The 18,603-nt window shown below is 50.7% G+C and carries 15 protein-coding genes; 6 read left to right on the top strand and 9 right to left on the bottom strand.

The features are described from left to right. Positions 1 to 204: 204 nt before the first annotated feature. From HZA49_09285 to rplL, 9 genes are all read right to left on the bottom strand, one after another. Positions 205 to 561, bottom strand: coding sequence for a hypothetical protein (locus tag HZA49_09285; GenBank protein MBI5779630.1), 357 nt, complete (start codon positions 559 to 561; stop codon positions 205 to 207). After that, complete coding sequence (locus tag HZA49_09280; protein ID MBI5779629.1) at positions 558 to 977, bottom strand: hypothetical protein; 420 nt, start codon at positions 975 to 977, stop codon at positions 558 to 560. The genes HZA49_09285 and HZA49_09280 overlap by 4 nt, the downstream gene beginning before the upstream one ends. A gap of 64 nt (positions 978 to 1,041) precedes the next feature. Beyond that, entirely contained in the window at positions 1,042 to 1,704 is a 663-nt protein-coding gene (locus HZA49_09275; protein ID MBI5779628.1) for a transposase, read from the bottom strand. Positions 1,705 to 1,844: 140 nt separating this feature from the next. Then, a complete protein-coding gene (gene rsgA, locus HZA49_09270) occupies positions 1,845 to 2,903 on the bottom strand; it encodes a ribosome small subunit-dependent GTPase A (GenBank protein MBI5779627.1) in 1,059 nt (352 codons plus the stop codon). Between the two features lie 340 nt (positions 2,904 to 3,243). Further along, positions 3,244 to 3,729 carry a 30S ribosomal protein S7 gene (gene rpsG / locus HZA49_09265; protein MBI5779626.1) on the bottom strand — a complete coding sequence of 162 codons (486 nt, stop codon included), beginning with the start codon at positions 3,727 to 3,729 and terminating at the stop codon, positions 3,244 to 3,246. Between the two features lie 16 nt (positions 3,730 to 3,745). Continuing rightward, the gene (locus HZA49_09260; GenBank protein MBI5779625.1) at positions 3,746 to 4,117 is read right to left on the bottom strand and encodes a 30S ribosomal protein S12; all 372 of its coding nucleotides are present in this window, start codon (positions 4,115 to 4,117) and stop codon (positions 3,746 to 3,748) included. A 105-nt stretch (positions 4,118 to 4,222) separates the two neighbouring features. Further along, a complete protein-coding gene (gene rpoC / locus HZA49_09255; protein ID MBI5779624.1) occupies positions 4,223 to 8,389 on the bottom strand; it encodes a DNA-directed RNA polymerase subunit beta' in 4,167 nt (1,388 codons plus the stop codon). A 12-nt stretch (positions 8,390 to 8,401) separates the two neighbouring features. Beyond that, positions 8,402 to 12,163, bottom strand: coding sequence for a DNA-directed RNA polymerase subunit beta (gene rpoB / locus HZA49_09250; GenBank protein MBI5779623.1), 3,762 nt, complete (start codon positions 12,161 to 12,163; stop codon positions 8,402 to 8,404). A 162-nt stretch (positions 12,164 to 12,325) separates the two neighbouring features. Further along, entirely contained in the window at positions 12,326 to 12,739 is a 414-nt protein-coding gene (gene rplL, locus HZA49_09245) for a 50S ribosomal protein L7/L12 (GenBank protein ID MBI5779622.1), read from the bottom strand. A gap of 393 nt (positions 12,740 to 13,132) precedes the next feature. On the opposite strand from rplL, the gene HZA49_09240 reads away from it, so the two are divergent. Genes HZA49_09240 through HZA49_09215 form a run of 6 tightly spaced genes read left to right on the top strand, consistent with a single transcriptional unit; the run spans position 13,133 to position 18,553 of the window. Then, positions 13,133 to 14,518, top strand: coding sequence for a TldD/PmbA family protein (locus HZA49_09240; GenBank protein ID MBI5779621.1), 1,386 nt, complete (start codon positions 13,133 to 13,135; stop codon positions 14,516 to 14,518). Beyond that, the gene (locus HZA49_09235; protein ID MBI5779620.1) at positions 14,515 to 15,660 is read left to right on the top strand and encodes a class I SAM-dependent methyltransferase; all 1,146 of its coding nucleotides are present in this window, start codon (positions 14,515 to 14,517) and stop codon (positions 15,658 to 15,660) included. Before HZA49_09240 ends, HZA49_09235 begins: the two co-directional genes overlap by 4 nt. A 16-nt stretch (positions 15,661 to 15,676) precedes the next feature. Continuing rightward, a complete protein-coding gene (rfbD, locus tag HZA49_09230; GenBank protein MBI5779619.1) occupies positions 15,677 to 16,579 on the top strand; it encodes a dTDP-4-dehydrorhamnose reductase in 903 nt (300 codons plus the stop codon). Then, positions 16,579 to 17,658, top strand: a complete 1,080-nt coding sequence (locus HZA49_09225; GenBank protein MBI5779618.1) for a glycosyltransferase family 2 protein — start codon at positions 16,579 to 16,581, stop codon at positions 17,656 to 17,658. Before rfbD ends, HZA49_09225 begins: the two co-directional genes overlap by 1 nt. Before the next feature lie 19 nt (positions 17,659 to 17,677). After that, positions 17,678 to 18,106, top strand: coding sequence for a PilZ domain-containing protein (locus HZA49_09220; GenBank protein ID MBI5779617.1), 429 nt, complete (start codon positions 17,678 to 17,680; stop codon positions 18,104 to 18,106). A 12-nt stretch (positions 18,107 to 18,118) separates the two neighbouring features. Continuing rightward, positions 18,119 to 18,553: a PilZ domain-containing protein gene (locus HZA49_09215; protein MBI5779616.1), complete on the top strand. Its 435-nt coding sequence runs from the start codon at positions 18,119 to 18,121 to the stop codon at positions 18,551 to 18,553. Positions 18,554 to 18,603: the final 50 nt, after the last annotated feature.

Here is an 18,603-nt window from a genome sequence, read left to right as displayed (position 1 = left end):
CCGGTTATTGCCTCGTTGGATAACATGATGAGGGAAACCGACGGCAACGGCTCTGGCGATTCGTGGCATGATCTCAATTTTGTCAAAGAGCGACTTGAATGTCAAGAAAAACAGGCATTAGAAAATATGTGGTCTGTCCCCGTCACGTCCCCGTCACCGTCCCCGTCACCCGTCACCTAAAGAGGATGATTGAAATTACACTTATTAAACAGATTCAGATTCCAGTTTTTTTATTTTTCGTCTAACTTTCTCTAATTGGTAATACGCATCAGGGCCTGTACGATTCTTGAGATCTACCTCAAGCGCCCGAAGTTGTGGCAATGCCGAACGGATATTAAATTTTTCTACTAGCGCCAAAGCGTCAAATCTCTTCCCATCATCTTTCGAAGTTATCCACTCAGCAATAATTTGATCCGCTAAAAGTCGTCGGCCAGTATCAAGGCTTTTATAATTTTCCATCAAATTAATTGTTGCCCTGGGTGAATCTTTTGCTGATTCGGCATCTGCAATGATATTTTCCCATTCCTGCTCCAATAATTTCTTGGATTCTTCCTTTTTCATTTAATTACCTCCTTTATAAACTGCGGTGGTATTTCATATAAAAACTTCATCTCGTAGCCTGTTCCGCCCACTACCCTTGTAACCCGTGGAATTTCATATCCGGCGGCGCGCAATCCTGCAACGTCAATTTCTAATACAGTATTACGTAATGGGCCGGAAAGCTTCAGTGCTCCTTGAGCCTGCGATGAACTCAATCCCTTGGTTGGCGTAGCATACGTTCCGGATCTTAATCCTTCATTCATAATACTACTTACATTACTTTTGTAAGTACTGTGAAACACGCGGGATTCTGGTGCAGGTATTTTACTAAATCCGTATGCAGCCGCCAACCACGGTCCAGCCCATTCGACCAAGCGAGCTCCCATTTCAAACTTTGATCCTCCCTGCAAAACATATGCGCGATAGGCAGAGGCCATTTGGTCCAAAACGGTGGAGTCCACGGGGGAGTCCACGGGGACAGACCACATATTTTCTTTCCCTTTATTTATGCGGCCTACCGGACTTCTTCTTCGTAAAACGCCGTTTTAGCCGGCGCTCCAGGCGCTCTACAAAGATATCGCCACCTAATGGCATCCCCCGCTTGGTCGTAATTCTTATCCGTTCTATCTCCCTTTTCGGGCTCGGCGCTTTAATGAATTCCGTATAGTCAGACCTGTCGTCTTCGGTAATTAATTCATCCGTCAGCGCCTCGTTTGGCTGGCCGGTTATATGCGCCCGGGCGCTGGAATACGGATATTCCTCCGGCGCCTTGACCATTCCGGCCCTTAACGGATTCTGCTCAATATAGCGCGCCACGGCCCATAAATATGGCTCCTCATCTATTATACACGAATGATACCGGCCTTCCAACAACCGGCCGGTGCGTTTGTATCTCTTATTGATGTATCTGGTATAAGAGACGTTCAGCCCCTGCATCATCTTGGCCAGCGATTCCATCTTGTCCGGTTTGACAAGGAGGTGAATATGGTTGGTCATCAGGCAATAAGCCAGTATTTTGACGCCCCAGGTGTCGGCATATTCCTTGAGCCAGTTGAGGTATTTCTCCCTGGTAACTTCGGCAAAGAATATCTTTTCCCGATTGTTGCCTCTTTGGATAACATGATGAGGGAAACCGACGGCAACGGCTCTGGCGATTCGTGGCATAGCCTCAATTTTGTCAAAGAGCGCCTTGAATGTCAAGAAAAACAGGCATTATAAAATATGTGGTCTGTCCCCATCCCCCCTGGTCTGTCCCCATCCCGCACAAGATTCTAGGCAAAACCTTGGGGCACCATGGCCGGACTTTATTTCTTCTTGAGCTGTTGCTGGGCGTTTTTGACGAACCGGCCGAATTTGCGGTCGGCCCGCCTTTTTTCCAGTTCGGTCATCCGGTAATATCCGGCTTCTTTCCTGAGCCGGGCGTAATTGGAGTATTTGGCCTGATCCAGCCGGCCGGTGGCCAGCGCCGCTAATACCGCGCACCCGGCTTCGTTGGTGTGGGAACAATTCTTGTATCTGCATCCGGCTGATAAGGCAATGATATCCTCAAATACGCTGTCTATCCCGGCGTCGGCGTCGGTCAGCCCGATTTCCTTCATTCCGGGATTGTCAATAACCATCCCGCCGTTGGGCAGGAAATACATTTCCCGGCTGGCCGTGGTGTGCCGGCCCTGGCCGGTGACAATATTTATGGCGTTGGTCCTGATATTGTCCGTGCCCAGCAATTTGTTTATCAGGGATGACTTGCCCACGCCGGATGAACCCAGGAAACAATAGGTCCGGCCCGGTTTGATATAAGCGGTTAATCCGGCTAATCCCCGGCCGGTCGCGGCGCTGATGGAGATAACGTCAATACCCTTGAACCTGTTTTCTAATTGGGCCGTTTTCAGGCCTAATTCAGTATCCGATATCAAATCTGTTTTATTCAGGACCACGACCGGCCGGATATGGCCTTCGTCGACCATGGCGAAATATCTTTCAAACCGGTTCAGGTTATAATCGCCGTCCAATGATTCAATGATGAAGGCGACATCAATATTGGCCCCGATGACCTGGGCTCCGGATTTATTGGTGTGTTTTCTCCTCAATATGGTCTGGCGGGGCAGTAATTTGTGGATGACGGCTTCGGCGGTGTTGCGCCTGGTAATCGCCACCCAGTCCCCGACGCAGGGATAATCTTCCCTGGTCACGGCCTTAAACATCTGCCGGCCGGATATCCTGGCCAGACATTCGCCGGCAATGTTCTTGACCCGGTAGGCCTCTTTGTATTCGGCAATCACCCGGGCCACTCCGTCAGCGTCCAATCCCAGGGCTTGGCGATGGGATTCGAAAAATGGGCCATAGCCCAGGTCTTCAAGCTTCATTTTATTTCCCGCCTAATTGCAAGGTTTATAAGGAAAACGCTTTCCCGCGCCGATTAACGGCACCATACTAAAATTCCGGCCGGAATGCAAGGAAGATATGAAACCACAGACGATAATCCTATTTAGGCTGGCCGATATAACCCATTTAATCCCGGCAAGCTGACCGGTAATTTTACCGGTCTCTGCGGAAGCCGAAGTGGCTAAGAATAGGATTAGTTTACCTGCGCAAATCGTGCTCGGATTCAATGCCCTTCGCTTAGCGGTCCCGGCGGAAGCCGAAATGGCTAAGGATAGGATTAGTTTACCTGCGCAAATCGTGCTCGGATTCAATGCCCTTCGCTTAGCGGTCTCTGCGGAAGCCGAAATGGGCGAAGGCCTTGTTGGCCTCGGCCATCTTGTGGACGTTGGACCGGATGAGCATAGCGTCGCCTTCGCCTTTGTAGGCGGCCAAGAGCTCGTCAGACAAACGGACGTGGAAGGGCTTGCCCTTCTTCTTGCGGACTGATTCGAGTATCCACCTAATCGCCAGGCTCATCTGCCGGTCGGTCGGGACCTGGGTCGGGACCTGGTAGGTGGCGCCGCCGATGCGCTTGGATTTGACCTCCATTATCGGCTTGACGTTGTCAATAGCCTTGAGCAGGGCCTCCAGCGGGCCGACGTCGGTGATCTTTTTCTCGACCACGTTCATGGCCTTGTAAAACGCCCGCTGGGCCGTGGACTTCTTGCCTTCCTTCATAATGTTGTTAATCAGGCGGCTGACCAGTTTGTCGTTGTATTTCGGGTCTGGTTTCAGGAGGTAATCCAGTGATTTATATTTTCTTGGCATAAATTATTCTTTCTATTTATTTCTGCACCTTGGTGCCGTATTTGGAACGGCTCTGTTTGCGGTTTTCCACGCCGCCGCAGTCCAGGACCCCGCGGACGATGTGGTAGCGCACGCCGGGTAAATCGCGCACCCGGCCGCCCCGGACCAGGACCATTGAGTGTTCCTGGAGGTTGTGGCCCTCGCCGGGTATATAGACCGTGGCTTCCTTCTTGTTAGAGAAGCTGACCCGGGCAATCTTGCGCAGGGCCGAATTAGGTTTCTTCGGCGTCATGGTCTTGACCTGGGTGCAAATGCCCCGCCGCTGCGGACAGCGGTCCAGCACCGGCGCCTTGGATTTTACCTTCGGGGTCCGCCTCTTGCTTTTAATCAATTGGTTAATCGTCGGCATATCTTCTCCTATTTTTCCCTATTTTTTGTATGGACTTTCAAATCCAGTTCCCCCTCACCCTTCCCTCTCCCCATAGGGGAGAGGATAGGTGAGGGGGTTAATTTATTATAACGCGGCTTCCGCCTGAACCGGCTCGCCCTCTAAGTCAGGCAGAATCTTTTCCGTTTCGTCTCCCAGGGATTTCGACTGTCCCTTTATTTTCAGCTCCAGGTCCGCATAATCGCCGAAACTGGTGCCGGCCGGGATAATGCGTCCCACTATAACATTTTCCTTAATACCCTTCAAGTTATCGCGCTTTCCGAATAAAGATGCTTCGGTCAGGACCCGGGTGGTTTCCTGGAACGACGCGGCGGCGACAAAGCTGTCGGACTGCAGGGTGGCCTTGGAAATGCCGATCAGGGCCGGCTTGGCCGTGGCCGGGGTATGGTCTTTTTTGGCTACCTTCTGGTTTTCATCCTTGAACCTGAATTTATCCACGATCTGACCGGCGATAAAGGCCGTGTCGCCGCTCTTGACAATCTTGACCCGGCGAAGCATCTGGGCAATGATAATCTCAACGTGCTTGTCGTTGATGGTAACGTTCTGGGAACGGTAGACGTTCTGGACTTCCTTGAGCAGGTATTCCGAGAGGGTGTCCGCGCCGCTGATTCTCATGATATCAGCCAAAACCTGTGGCCCGTCGACTAAGGGTTCGCCGGCCTTGACCAGGTCGCCCCGATGAACCCTTAAGTATTTGCCGGGCGGGATGGTATGTTCGACCCGCATGCCGGTTTCCTCGTTATGGACGATAATGGTCCGCTTGCCCAGTTTTTTCTCCCCGAATTCGACCATCCCGTCGATTTCGGCGATGACGGCCGGGTTCTTGGGCTTGCGGGCCTCGAATAATTCGGTCACCCGGGGCAGGCCACCGGTGATGTCCTGCGAGGCCACCAGTTCGCGCGGGGTCTTGGCCAACAGGGTGCCGCTGGCCACTTTTTCACCCTCGTCAACTTCCAGGTGCGCCTTCTCGGGTATGGCATAGACGGCCTGGATTTCGCCTTTGGCGTTTTCAATGATAATCTGCGGATGGAGGTCGCCCTTGTGCTCGATGATAACCTTGCGCTTGATGCCGCTGCGCGGGTCGGTCTCCTCCTTCATGGTCTTGTCCTTGATGATATCTTCATAACGGATGATGCCGTCTTTTTCGGTCATAATCGGGACGTTGTGCGGGTCCCAGGAGACCAGCATCTGGCGCGCCTTGATGGCCTGGTCTTCCTTGCAGAAGATGATGGAGCCGGCCGGAACGGTGTATCTTTCGATTTCCCGGTCCTTCTGGTCCACGATGATAATCTCGCCGTTGCGGTTGATAACAATCGTTTCGCCTTTGGGATTGGTGAACATCTTAACATTGTTGCATTTAACAACACCGGAGTTTTTAGCCACGATAGTGGATTCTTCCAGGGTTCTGGAAGCGGTGCCGCCGATATGGAAGGTTCTCATGGTCAGCTGGGTGCCCGGCTCGCCGATGGATTCGGCGGCGATGATGCCGACGGCCGTGCCCTTTTCCACCAGCCGGCCGGTGGACAAATCCATTCCGTAGCAATGGGCGCAGATGCCTTCGGGCGCTTCGCAGGTAAACGGCGAACGGACCCGGACCTTCTGGAATCCCAGGGTCTCTATCTTCTTGGCAATCTCGCTGGTTATCACTTCGTTTTCCTTGACCAGTATTTCATCGGTCACCACGTCGACGATATTATCGCGGGCCACCCGGCCGACGATGTTCTGGGCCAGGGAGACATCGATCCGGTCGCCTTTATAAACGATGCCCTTGGTAACGCCGTTTAAGGTGCCGCAATCAATCGTGCCGACAATGGTATTCTGGGCCACGTCAACCAGTTTCCGGGTCAGGTATCCGGCCTGGGATGTCTTTAAGGCGGTATCGGCCAAACCCTTGCGGGCGCCGTGCGTGGAGCTGAAATATTCCAGGACGCTCAGGCCCTCGCGGAAATTGGCTTTAATGGGCGTCTCGATGATTTCACCGGACGGTTTGGCCATCAGGCCGCGCATGCCGGCCAGCTGGCGGACCTGGTCGATGCTGCCCCGGGCGCCTGAAGTCATCATATAATAAACCGGATTGAGATGCGGCTTGCCGTCGCGGACGTCTTCTTTCAGCCCCTTAATCATGGCATCGCCGACCCGCTCCTTGGCCCGGGTCCAGCAGTCGATAATCTGGTTGTATCTTTCGCCCGAGGTGACCAAACCTTTACGGTAATTCTGCTCGATTTTAGCCACCTCAACCTCGGCTTCCCTGATAATCGCCTCTTTCTCCACCGGAATCTTGATGTCGTCCTTGCCGATGGAAAGTCCGCTCAAGGTGACCCATTTAAAGCCCAACTCCTTGATGGCGTCAAGCAGTTTCACCGTTGCCTCGTTGCCGTATTTCTTGTGGTATTTATAGATGATTTCATTGAGCGACTTTTTGTCCACCTCGTAGTTGTAATAGTTATCGCCATCGGGGAAAATATTATTAAATATCAAACGCCCTAATGTGGTTTTATATATATTGACTGAAGCGGCCGGCTTGTCCGGCCCGATCTTGGCATAAACAGGTTTATGGGCTATCTTGACATTAATCGGGGTATGGACGGAAATCTCCTTACGATCGCAGGCAATCAATGATTCGGTCAACCCGTTATAATATCTTGCTTTTGCCTTGGCGGCTCCGGCGGCCGGGCTGCGGAACTGCGGGTTGTCCAGGGTCAGGTAATTGATGCCCAGGACCACATCCTGGGTGGCGCTGATGACCGGGTTGCCGTGCGCCGGGGAAAGAATGTTCTTGGTGGCCATCATCAGGATTTTGGTTTCCAGCTGCGCCTCCCAGGAAAGCGGCAGGTGGACGGCCATTTGGTCGCCGTCGAAGTCGGCATTGAACGGCGGGCAGACCAGCGGATGCAGGGCGATGGCGTTGCCTTCGACCAGCACGGGCTGGAAGGCCTGGATGCCGATGCGGTGCAGGGTCGGCGCGCGATTCAGGAGCACCGGGTGTTCCTTAATCACGTCGTCCAGTATATCCCAGACCTCTTCGGAACGGCGCTCGAGCATCTTCTTGGCGCTCTTTATGGTATCAACCCGGCCGTCATCCTTGAGGCGCTTGATAATAAACGGCTGGAATAATTCCAGGGCAATCGGCTTGGGCAGTCCGCACTGGCCTAATTTCAGTTCCGGGCCAACCACGATAACCGAGCGGGCCGAATAATCGACGCGCTTGCCGAGCAGGTTTTCCCGAAAACGGCCCTGCTTGCCTTTGAGCATGTCGGCCAGCGATTTCAGGGCCCGGCCGTTGGAGCCGGTGACCGGACGGCGGCAACGCTCGTTGTCAAACAGCGAATCCAGCGCCTGCTGAAGCATCCGCTTCTCGTTGCGGATGATGACTTCCGGGGCATTTAACTCAATGAGTTTCTTCAGCCGGTTGTTCCGGTTAATCAGCCGGCGGTAGAGGTCGTTTAAGTCCGAGGTGGCAAAACTGCCGCTTTCCAGGTGAACCAGCGGCCTTAAATCCGGCGGAATAACCGGCACGGCTTCCAGAACCAGGTTTTCCAGCTTATTGGTTGACGCGGTGAACGCCTCAAACAGGCGCAGGCGCTTGTATATCTCCTTGGCCTTGGGGCTGGAAGAAGCCAGCTTATTCAATTTCGCCTTTAAGTCGGCGCAGATGCTCTTGACTTCCAGATTGGCCAGTAATTTCTTTATGGCCCGGCCGCCCATATCGGCCTGGAACTCGTTTTTATACCTGAGATTATAGTCATCCAGCTGGTCGGTGGTGATAATCTGGCCGACCTTGAGCGGGCATTTGTTATTTTTCACCTCGATGACCACATAATCCTGGTAATAGATGATGCGTTCCAGGGCCGAGAGCTTCATATTCAGAATCGCCCCGAGCGGCGAAGGAACGGTCTTGAAGAACCAGATATGGACCAGGGGCGCGGCCAGGTTTATATGGCCCATCCGCTTGCGCCGGACCCGGGAAACGGTGATTTCCACGCCGCAGCGGTCGCAGATAATACCCTTGTATTTTATGCCCTTGTATTTGCCGCAGAAACATTCCCAGTCCTTTTCCGGGCCGAATATCCGTTCGCAGAACAGCGCATCGCGCTCCGGCCGCCAGGTCCGGTAATTGATGGTCTCCGGCTTCTTGACCTCGCCGTATGACCACGACTTTATTTCCTCCGGAGAGGCCACTTTGATGCTGATGGCATTGTATTCATTCACCCGTTCGTAAACTGTTTCTATCATAAGATATTTATATTATAGGGCTTTCTGTTTCTCTAATTTAAAGCTTAATCCCAGGCCCTTGATTTCATTGGTCAGGACTTCAAACGACACCGGGATGGACGGTTCCAGGATATTTTCACCCTTGATAATGGACTCATAAATCTTGGTCCGGCCGTCCACATCATCGCTCTTGACGGTGAGCATTTCCTGGAGGACATGGCTGGCGCCGTAGGCCTCAAGCGCCCAGACCTCCATTTCACCCAGGCGCTGTCCGCCGGCCCGGGCCCGGCCGCCTAACGGCTGCTGGGTAATCAGCGAATACGGCCCGGTGGCGCGGGCGTGAATCTTGTCGTCCACCAGGTGATGCAGTTTCATGATGTAGGCGTAACCGCCGGTAATCCGCTCCCCGAATTGATTTCCGCTCCGGCCGTCATAAAGCATGGTCTTGCCGTCTTCGGGCAGCCCGGCCTTGGTTAACAAATCAGTAATATCCTTTTCCGTGGCCCCGTCAAAGATGGGTGAAACCACCTTGATATTCAATTTATTGGCCGCCCAGCCCAGAGTAGTCTCCAGAATCTGGCCCACGTTCATTCTGGACGGAACGCCCAGCGGGTTAAGCAATATATCGACCGTCGTGCCGTCCGCCAGGAACGGCATATCCTCTTCGGGCATGACCTTAGCCACCACGCCCTTGTTGCCGTGCCGGCCGGCGATCTTATCGCCCACCGATATCTTGCGCTTGGTGGCAATCCTGACCCGGACCATCTCCAGCACGCCCGGCGGCAGGTCATCGCCCCGGGTTATCTTGTTTATATTCAGGTCCTTTTCATTTTCCATTTGTTCGCACTTGGTCAGAATCTGGCTCATCCGCGTTTCCACGGTCTGCTTTTCCTTCTTGTCCTTATATTCCAGCGCATCGAGCACGGTCCTGATTTTCTCCTTCAGGTCCGTGAAATTCTTAATCGTGCCCCGGGCGCCGTAGGTCAGCGGGCGCGGCAGTATCCGCTTGCCGACCAGTTTTTCTATCGGCTTGATATTATCTTCCAGGATATTCAGCAGCTGGGTGGCGAAATTGCGTTCAATTTTCTTGGCGGCTTTTTCCTTCTCTTCCCGCTGCTTCGGAGTCATCTCGTAATGGCGGCTGAAATACTGGGTGTCGGTCACGATGCCCTCAACGCCGGGCGGGACCTCAACCGACATATTCTTGACATCCTCGCCGGCCTTTCCGAAAATGGCGTGGAGCAGTTTCTCTTCGGGAGACAATTCCTTTTTGCTCTTGGGCGCTATCTTGCCCACCAGGATATCGCCGGCCTTTACCTTGGTGCCGACCCGGATGATACCGTTTTCATCCAGGTTCTTCAGGGCCTTCTCCGGCACGTTGGGGATATCACGGGTGAACTCCTCCTTGCCGAATTTCGTCTCCCGGGTCTCGGCCTCAAAATCCTCGATGTGAATCGAGGTAAAGGTGTCATCTTTAACCAGTCTTTCGCTGACGATAATGGCGTCTTCAAAGTTATAGCCCTCCCAGGGCATAAAAGCCACGAAGACGTTGCGTCCCAGTGCCAGTTCGCCCTGAGCCGTGCCCGGCCCGTCGGCAATCACCTGCCCCCTTTTTACCTTGTCGCCCACATTGACGCAGGGAACCTGGTTCAGACAGGTCCGTTCCTTCAGACCGTGGAATTTCTTTAATTCGTAAGTTCGGTAGCCCTCCAGTGTTTCCTCGCCTTCAACGATGATTTCATTGTCATTGGCCCGTTCCGTTGTCTTTACGATAATCTCGTCAGCCGAGACATAAGTCACCAGTCCATTCTTTTCCGCCCGGACCACCAGTGATGAATTCTCAGCCGCGGTTTTTTCCAGTCCGGTAACCACAATCGCCGGCTCGGTGGAAATGAGCGGCACACCCTGGCGCTGCATATTCGAACCCATCAAAGCGCGGTTGGCGTCATCGTGCTCCAGGAAGGGAATCAACCCGGCTGAAATGCCCACCACCTGGAACGGCGACAGATCGATATAATTAAGCTCTTCGGGCTTGACGAATTTGAATTCCTTGTTAAAACGGGACAACACCTTATCGGCGGTAATTTTTCCGTTCTTGTCCATCTCGATATCGGCCGGAGCCAACACCTTATCTTTTTCCTCGTCCGACCTCAGGTAATGCACCTCGTCGGTCACCTGTCCGTTCTTGACCAGCCGGTAAGGCGTGACCAGGAACCCGTATTTGTCCACCCTGGAGAAAGTGGCCAGCGAGGTAATCAGTCCGATATTGGCGCCTTCGGGAGTCTCCACCGGACAGACCCGTCCGTAATGGGACGGATGCACGTCGCGCACCTCGAAGCCGGCGCGTTTCCGGTTCAAGCCGCCCGGACCCAAGGCACTCAAGCGTTTCTCGTGTGTCAGGAGCGAAAGCGGGTTGGTCTGGTCCACCACCTGGGAAAGCTCGCCCCGCTCGAAGAAATGCTCGATGGCCGCGGAAATGATTTTGGAATCAACCAGGGCACGCGGCGTTAATTTCTCCTTGTTCTTGGCATCCGCCAGGGCCGCGGCCGAGGTGGCGGCGCTTAATCTTTCCGTCACCAGCCGTTTCAGCTTATAGAATCCTTTTCTTATCTCGTCCGCAGCCAGTTCGTCGATGGCCCGAATCCGGCGGTTGCTTAAATCATCTATATCATCCACCTGCCCGACATTCTTGCGGAGTTTTATCAGGTATTTGAGTATTTCAATAATATCGCTCTTTAACAGGGTCTGTTCGGTCTCCGGTACGTTCAGACCGAATTTACGGTTAATCCTGAACCGGCCGACCATGCCCAGTTGATAATGGCTGATGTCAAAGAACCGCTCGTTGAAAATGTATTTAGCCCTGTCCAGCTGGGCCGGCATGCCCGGCCTTAACCTGGCGTATATCTTGAGCAACGCCTCATCGGTTGACTTGGTCGGGTCCTGGGCTAATGTATTAATGATAAGAAAATCTTCCAGGTTAGTTATTAATTCCAGTTCCTGTATCCCGGCTGACTCGGTCAGGTGGATGGCGGTTTCCTCGGCAATCTTTTCTCCGGCCCTCAGAACCACCTTGCCGGACTGTGGATCGATCACGTCCACCGCGGCGTACCGGCCCACCAGGGCGTTGGCCGCAACACCTTCCTTGATTCTGACTATTTCGGTTTCGTAAAATGTCTTGATAATCTGGGCGTCCGAAGACAGATTCTCATCCATGGCCCGCAGGAATATGGTCAGGGGCAGGGCCGTGCCCTGGTCTATTTTTATCGTGGCCGTATCTTTTTTGGAGGTGCTTATTTCCAGCCAGCTACCGCGCTGCGGAATGATTGTGGCGATGAAATGTCGACGCTCGCCCACGATTTCATCCTTGATATCCACGCCGGGCGAACGGTGCATCTGGCTAACGATGATGCGTTCAATACCATTGACGATGAATTCGCCGCCGCCGATCATCAAAGGCAAATCGCCGAAATAAACGTATTCTTCTATGGGTTCCGGCTTATTCAATCTCAGCCGCGCCCGCAAGGGTGCGGCATAACTTATCTTCAGGGCCCGGCATTCCTCGGAGGTATAATGCGGCTGGCCGATTTCGTACCAGAGATACTCTAGGAAATAATTGCCGTCGTACGATTTTATCGGGAAGGTCTCCCTGAATAGCGTTTCCAGCCCGATATTCTTGCGCTGGGCGTGCGGGACATCCTGCTGGGTAAACCGCTGGTAGGCCTCAACCTGAACCGGGGACAATTCGGGGAACAAATACGGGAACGGGTTTTTCTTGTAAACAAATGTTTCTTTCATAAATCTTTTATAACTCTACTTTGATAGAATAGCGGCACCTTCTCCCCGCTGGGGAGAAATAAGATATATTACAGAAATGGCCTGAAACACGCGTTAGTATTTTAATATAAAATATAATCCAGCGCCCATCGGTTTAAATGACAGGCGCTGGATTGTAATTAATTACTTAAGTTCTACCTTGGCGCCGGCCGCGGCAAGTTCCTTGAGGATTTTCTCTGCCTCTTCCTTGGGCACTCCAGTTTTGACAGGTTGCGGCGGCGTATCGGTCAAGGTCTTGGCCTCTTTCAGACCGAGATTGGTGATGGCGCGAATTACCTTAATTACCTGAATCTTATTTGCGCCGGCATCCTGGAGGATAATATCAAATGAACTCTTCTCCTCCTTCTTCTCGGCTTCGCCTGCCCCGGCGGCTGCGGCCGGACCGGCTGCGGCCATCACAGGCATAGCTGCGCTCACGCCAAATTTGTCCTCGAATGACTTGACGAAATCCTTGAGCCAGCTCACGCTCGAATTGCTGATGACCTCCAACAATAACTGGCTTTTTTCCTCATCCTTCAGGGTCTTGACATTATCCATTACTTCTGATACTGTAGCCATTCTTATCTCCTTTCTCGATAAAGCACGGAATTATGTAGTTTACATGAAATTAATAATATGTCAAGGAAATATATAAAATTTTGTAAATATTTATTATTTTTAGGTCAGTAAAATAATAGTTCGGCTTATCGTATAGCAGCCGCCTCCGGTACCGCCAAAATGCGAAGCGGCGAGGATGATTCAACACCAGAGCGTTAATTTTTACAATAATATTTGGAATAAATCAGGCTATTTGCTATCCTTGATGCTGATTTATTCCCGATGTCGCGGAGTTTATCCCGTTTTAGCGGGACTCCCCCGGATCGTAACGCTCCGGAGTTTACCCTGAGCGCGCCGAAGGGTTAATGGCAGCCTCGAAAAGGAGAAGTAGTTATGCCTTTAGAATCCACCTGTGCCGCCGCCCAGAAGACAAGCAAATCAGCCTATGCACCTAACGAAACCCGTAAAATTATCGATAAAATAATCCACTATTTCAAGCCCGGACAGGTTGAAGTCATTATGGACAATTCCTCCAGCGCCCTGACCCGCTATGCGGATAACATCATCACCCAGAACGTTTCGGAAAACAATCTCCTGGGCGTAATTGTCCGGGTCATCAATAATGGCAAGGTAGCCCGGGTTATGCTCAACCAGGTGAATGACGCCTCGCTGAAACGGGCCGCCCGGAATTGCCGCTATTTTGTCACGGCCCAGGGCACTGAATTCGGACTGCTCGGCAAACAAGAATACACCCCAGTCAATGCCCATAACCAGCAAACCGCTGACATCACGCCGACCGAACGGGCAATCGGCATAAAAGAGGCGGTACTGGAAGCCAGCCATAATTCACTAAATATCTCAGGCATTTTTTCTAATGATGCCTCGGCTCTAACCATCGCCAATTCTAAAGGACTTTTTGCCCATTATGCCTCGACCTCGGCTGAATTTACCTGCACAGCCATGACACCTGACTCCAGCGGCAAAGCCACCAAAACATCCAGGTTTTATACCCGGATAAAACCGGCCCAGATTGCCAAGCTTGCCATTGACAAGGCAGTAAAATCAAAAAACCCGGTTGATATAAAAGCCGGGGCCTATACGGTCATACTGGAGCCGGCTGCGGCTGTGGAACTTCTTTTCTTCCTGGCCTTCCGCGGATTCGGAGCCCTGTCCTATCAGGAAGGCCGGAGTTTCCTAGCCGGCAAACTCGGTAAAAAGATTATGGGCAATAATATCTCTATCGTCGAGAACGCTTATCATCCGGATATCCTCGGTATGCCCTTTGACTTCGAAGGCATGCCCCGTAAAAAAGTGGTGCTGGTGGACAAAGGCGTGGCCTGTAATGTGGTGCATGACCGCTTAACGGCCAAAAAGGCCAAGTGCGCTTCCACCGGACATGCCCTGCCCCAACCCAATGCCTCCGGTCCGATACCCACCAATCTGGTATTTCTGCCCGGTAATTCCTCGCTAGAAGAAATGATTAGCTCCACCGACCGGGGAATTTTGGTTTCGGAATTCCATTACACCAACGTCCTTGATCCTATGAAAATGACTATCACCGGCATGACCCGTAATGGAACGTTTCTGATAGAAAACGGCGTCATTACCAAAGGCGTTAAAAATATGCGGTTTACCGACAGCGTTCTTAATATGCTGTCCAATGTGGAATTGATTTCCCGTCAGACCGAATTACGCAGCGGGTTTTTCGGCGGCAGCGGTTTTGTAACCCCGGCGTTGAAGATAGGGAACTTCAACTTCTCTTCGGAAACTAAGTTTTGAGAATACTCGGTGTAATAACCTCACCAGTAACTTCTATCCCTCTTGCCGGGCGAGACGCCGTCAGAGACAGTTACCATTTTTGGAAAAATCAGGCGTTCTTGACAGGCTCAGAATCAAGCGGCTGGCGGAAAAGAACTAATGTTATGTATTACTCCAATAAAATAGAGACATTAAAGGATATCTTTGATTCTAAAAAACTAGAGGTTGCCGAAGGGAGATTAATCGTAGACGGTTCTGTTTATCCCATTGTTGATGATGTAATCATTCTCCTCGAGTCCTCAAGATATCCGGATACACTCAAGAAACGAATGCAAATAACCGCAGGAAAAACAAACAGGATGCCGCTTGAGTTTGCCGAGGACATCCAGTTTACTTTTGGCGAGGAGTGGCAGCGGTTCCCAAAGATATTACCAGAGCACGAACAAGAATTCCTGCAATATTTTAACCTAATTGACTTATCCGGATTAGCTGATTCACGAGTGTGCGATTTGGGATGCGGAATAGGGAGATGGAGTTATTTTTTGAAAGATAAATGCCGTGAGTTGGTCCTGGTTGATTTTTCCGAGTCCATCTTTGTGGCACGCCGTAATCTTAAGGATGCAAAAAACTCATTGTTCTTTATGGGCGACTTACGGCGTTTGCCATTTAGAGATAATTTTTCCGATATTTTATTTTGCCTCGGCGTTCTGCACCACCTGCCCACTAATTCTCTTGATGAAATTCGTACTCTAAAAAAATATGCTCCGGTTCTACTGGTGTATTTGTATTACGCCCTGGACAACAAACCGATTCATTTCCATATTTTGCTTTTTATAACGACCGCCTTACGGAAGGCAGTTGCAAGAATCAGAAACCCGATACTTCGATCCTCGTTTACCTGGGTTGCCACAATCCTGATATATCTGCCGCTAATATGGTTAGGAAAGCTTTCCCATCCCTTTGGATTGTCTCAATTCATCCCTCTCTATGACGCATATAATAAAAAAAGTATCGCAAGAATTAACCAGGATGTTTATGACCGTTTTTTCACCCGGATAGAACAACGCTTCAGTAAAAAACAGATTCTGGCTTTAAGGGACTCATTCAACGAGGTCACCGTTTCAGATAAACTGCCTTACTGGCATTTTGTATGTAAAAAATAAGGAGGCGCATTGATCTATGAAAATCCTTCTAATCGGTTCTGACGGACAACTGGGCACGGACATAATAAAAGTATTCCAGGGAAACAACAAAATATCAGATTCGGCGGTAAAGCGCTTGGGCGCTCAGCAGAGTCATTGGTCCATTAAAGGACTAACCATTAAAGATATCGATATCACGGATTCGCTCAAAACCCGCAAAATCATAGAGGACTACAAACCGGACATCGTTATTAACACCGCGGCTTATCATAATGTCCCTGAATGCGAGAAAAACCCGGCCCAAACCTTCCTGGTTAATACCACTGCGGTCCGGGACCTGGCAAACACCTGTCGGTTATTCAATATAAAACTCATTCACTTTTCGACCGACTATGTCTTTGACGGCCGAAAGATGAGGCCTTATAATGAAGATGATATTCCCAATCCGCTTAATGTCTATGCCATCTCTAAACTGGCCGGTGAATTCTTCGTCAAACTCATTCCTGATTATTATGTGATCCGGGTGGCCAGTCTGTTCGGCACGGCCGGGTGTCTCGGCAAAGGTAAAACTAATTTCGTGGAATCAATGCTCAAACTTGCCAAAAACGGCAAAACACTGCAGGTTACTTCTAATATCACCTCAAGCCCGACTTACACCTACGATGCGGCCTTGAAAATAAAAGAGATGCTGGAGCACAATTACTCATCCGGAATTTATCACCTAACCAACTCTGGTTATTGCACCTGGTACGAATTTGCCCGGGAGATATTCAAGCAATCGAATATCAAAGTTAAGATTGAACCGAAACAAGAACAAGAAGAACAAGCCGGGGTAAAAAGGCCTCTCTTCTCGGCACTGGCCAGCAAGAAACTTACTTCTTTAAGACCATGGCCGGAAGCCCTGAAACATTATCTATCCTCAAAAACCAAAGAAAAATAATGCCATCACCTCTGATTTCAATCATTACGCCTGCTTATAACCATGAGAAATATATCGCCGATTGCATCCATTCGGTTATTGCCCAATCATACCAAAACTGGGAAATGATTATCGTAGATGACGGCTCAGCTGACAGGACCTCAAAAGTCATCAGGGGACTCCCTGATAGCCGAATAAAATATATCTATCAAGAGCATCGAGGCGCCCATCAATTGGGCGCCACCTATAATAAAGCGCTTAAAGAGGCGCAGGGCGACCTGATTGCCATCCTGGAAGGCGACGACTTTTGGCCTCCAGACAAATTAGCCCGCCAATTACCTTACTTTGAAGATAAGAATATCATTATGACCTATGGCGATGGCATCATCACTAATGAGTCCGGCGACAAAATCTTTTACCACAGGATACCCGAAGATGTAAGCATGAGAAATAATTCTCCGCTCGGCTCGGCCCTCAAAAGTCTTATCAGAACCGAAAATTTTATCTTTGCCCCGACCGTGATGATCAGAAAATCAGCCCTCCTGAAGATGGGCGGATTTATCCAGCCGGACTACCTGAACCTGGTCGATTTCCCGACCTGGTGTCGCCTGTCTTTGGAAGGTGAATTCAAAGCCATCCCGCATCTATTGGGATATTGGAGACGCAATATTAAATCTATCACCTTGAGCAACCCGCGCACCATGTCAGCGGAATTCATTCGCTATGTCAGTGAATTCATCGGGCAACACAAGCAACAGCTTGAAACCCTCGGCATCAAAATCAATCAGGAAGAACTCCAGAAAATAAACCTCGGACAATTATCCTATGCCGATATGCACCGTAATTATGCAGGAGGGCTGACCACTTTGGTATATGGTTATAATAAACAGGCCAGGCAGTATTTTAGTTTGTACCTCAGGCAAAAAAATAAGGGGATTTTTAACAGCATAATATCTTTACTATGTATCATATTTTCCTATACTGATTTATTAAAGATGCTCTTGCCGCTTGCGGGCATTTATTCAACCCATCTCCCGATGGACATTGGAACCGGTGGATTACTGGGGACGCTGAAAAGATACCTGATGCGACATGATTAATTACGAGAGGAATGCATAAATGGATAAGGAACGTCGAGCTCATAAACGTTATGTGGTTACCGGCTTAAGGGCGCGGGTATGCGAATCAACTATGTTCGGATTATCCAGCAAGCCCACCTCGCAGGAATACCCCTGCATGGACATCTCAGAAGGCGGGCTTCAGATAGCCGTTAACAAACAACTGAAACCCCAAGATAAGCTTATTCTTGATGTTTCCATCCCTAACAATCGCAATAATCCCATCCGGATTAAAACCCGGGTGGTCTGGGTCAAGCTCTCAGGTAATTCCGGCCTGGTCGGCCTGCAATTCTCCGACCTGGATGACAAACAAACAACCGCCATAAAGGAATTAATCGGAAAATTCGGTAGTGACAAGGACCAAACCACGGCTTATCTGCGTTCCAAGATGCTTAAAGGCGATTCCCTGTATGGCCGGTTCCAAAAATAAAAGGAGGATCCTATGGGACAAGAACGTCGCATTCATAAACGTTATATCGTCCCCGGACTGAGAGCCCGAAAGCGGGAAAAAATCCTCTTCGGTTTGTCAAGCAAGCCTACCTCTTACGAATACCCCTGCCTGGATATCTCAGAAAGCGGGATCCAATGCGCCACCAAGCAGAAATTACAGCTCCAGAACAAGATCCTCCTGGACATCTCCATACCCACCAGTCGGAACAAGCCCATCCGCGCCAAGGCGCAGGTGGTTTGGTTTAAACTGTCGGATGATATGAGTTTTGGGCTGGCCGGACTACAGTTCGTTTCAATCAACAAAAAACAGCAGGCCGAGCTGAAAATGATGATGGAGAAAGTCGGCAATGACAAGGACCGAACTACGCCATACCTGCGTTCAAAACTGCTCAAGAGCGACACCCTGTTTATTAAGCTCCATAAATAGCGCCGCAACCGGGATCATCTATGATTGTCATGCTCGAGGCAGATCCCGCT

The organism is Planctomycetota bacterium, assembly GCA_016235865.1.
Lineage (GTDB): Bacteria > Planctomycetota > MHYJ01 > JACQXL01 > JACQXL01 > JACRIK01.
The sequence above is the reverse complement of the archived record's forward strand: the minus strand, read 5'-3'. Positions and strand labels throughout refer to the sequence as shown.

Excerpts from the sequence above, each read along its gene's own strand:
- HZA49_09285 (MBI5779630.1), bottom strand. The coding sequence starts at position 561 with ATGAAAAAGGAAGAATCCAAGAAATTATTGGAGCAGGAATGGGAAAAT.
- HZA49_09280 (MBI5779629.1), bottom strand. The coding sequence starts at position 977 with ATGGCCTCTGCCTATCGCGCATATGTTTTGCAGGGAGGATCAAAGTTT.
- HZA49_09275 (MBI5779628.1), bottom strand. The coding sequence starts at position 1,704 with ATGCCACGAATCGCCAGAGCCGTTGCCGTCGGTTTCCCTCATCATGTT.
- rsgA (MBI5779627.1), bottom strand. The coding sequence starts at position 2,903 with ATGAAGCTTGAAGACCTGGGCTATGGCCCATTTTTCGAATCCCATCGC.
- rpsG (MBI5779626.1), bottom strand. The coding sequence starts at position 3,729 with ATGCCAAGAAAATATAAATCACTGGATTACCTCCTGAAACCAGACCCG.
- HZA49_09260 (MBI5779625.1), bottom strand. The coding sequence starts at position 4,117 with ATGCCGACGATTAACCAATTGATTAAAAGCAAGAGGCGGACCCCGAAG.
- rpoC (MBI5779624.1), bottom strand. The coding sequence starts at position 8,389 with ATGATAGAAACAGTTTACGAACGGGTGAATGAATACAATGCCATCAGC.
- rpoB (MBI5779623.1), bottom strand. The coding sequence starts at position 12,163 with ATGAAAGAAACATTTGTTTACAAGAAAAACCCGTTCCCGTATTTGTTC.
- rplL (MBI5779622.1), bottom strand. The coding sequence starts at position 12,739 with ATGGATAATGTCAAGACCCTGAAGGATGAGGAAAAAAGCCAGTTATTG.
- HZA49_09240 (MBI5779621.1), top strand. The coding sequence starts at position 13,133 with ATGCCTTTAGAATCCACCTGTGCCGCCGCCCAGAAGACAAGCAAATCA.
- rfbD (MBI5779619.1), top strand. The coding sequence starts at position 15,677 with ATGAAAATCCTTCTAATCGGTTCTGACGGACAACTGGGCACGGACATA.
- HZA49_09225 (MBI5779618.1), top strand. The coding sequence starts at position 16,579 with ATGCCATCACCTCTGATTTCAATCATTACGCCTGCTTATAACCATGAG.
- HZA49_09220 (MBI5779617.1), top strand. The coding sequence starts at position 17,678 with ATGGATAAGGAACGTCGAGCTCATAAACGTTATGTGGTTACCGGCTTA.
- HZA49_09215 (MBI5779616.1), top strand. The coding sequence starts at position 18,119 with ATGGGACAAGAACGTCGCATTCATAAACGTTATATCGTCCCCGGACTG.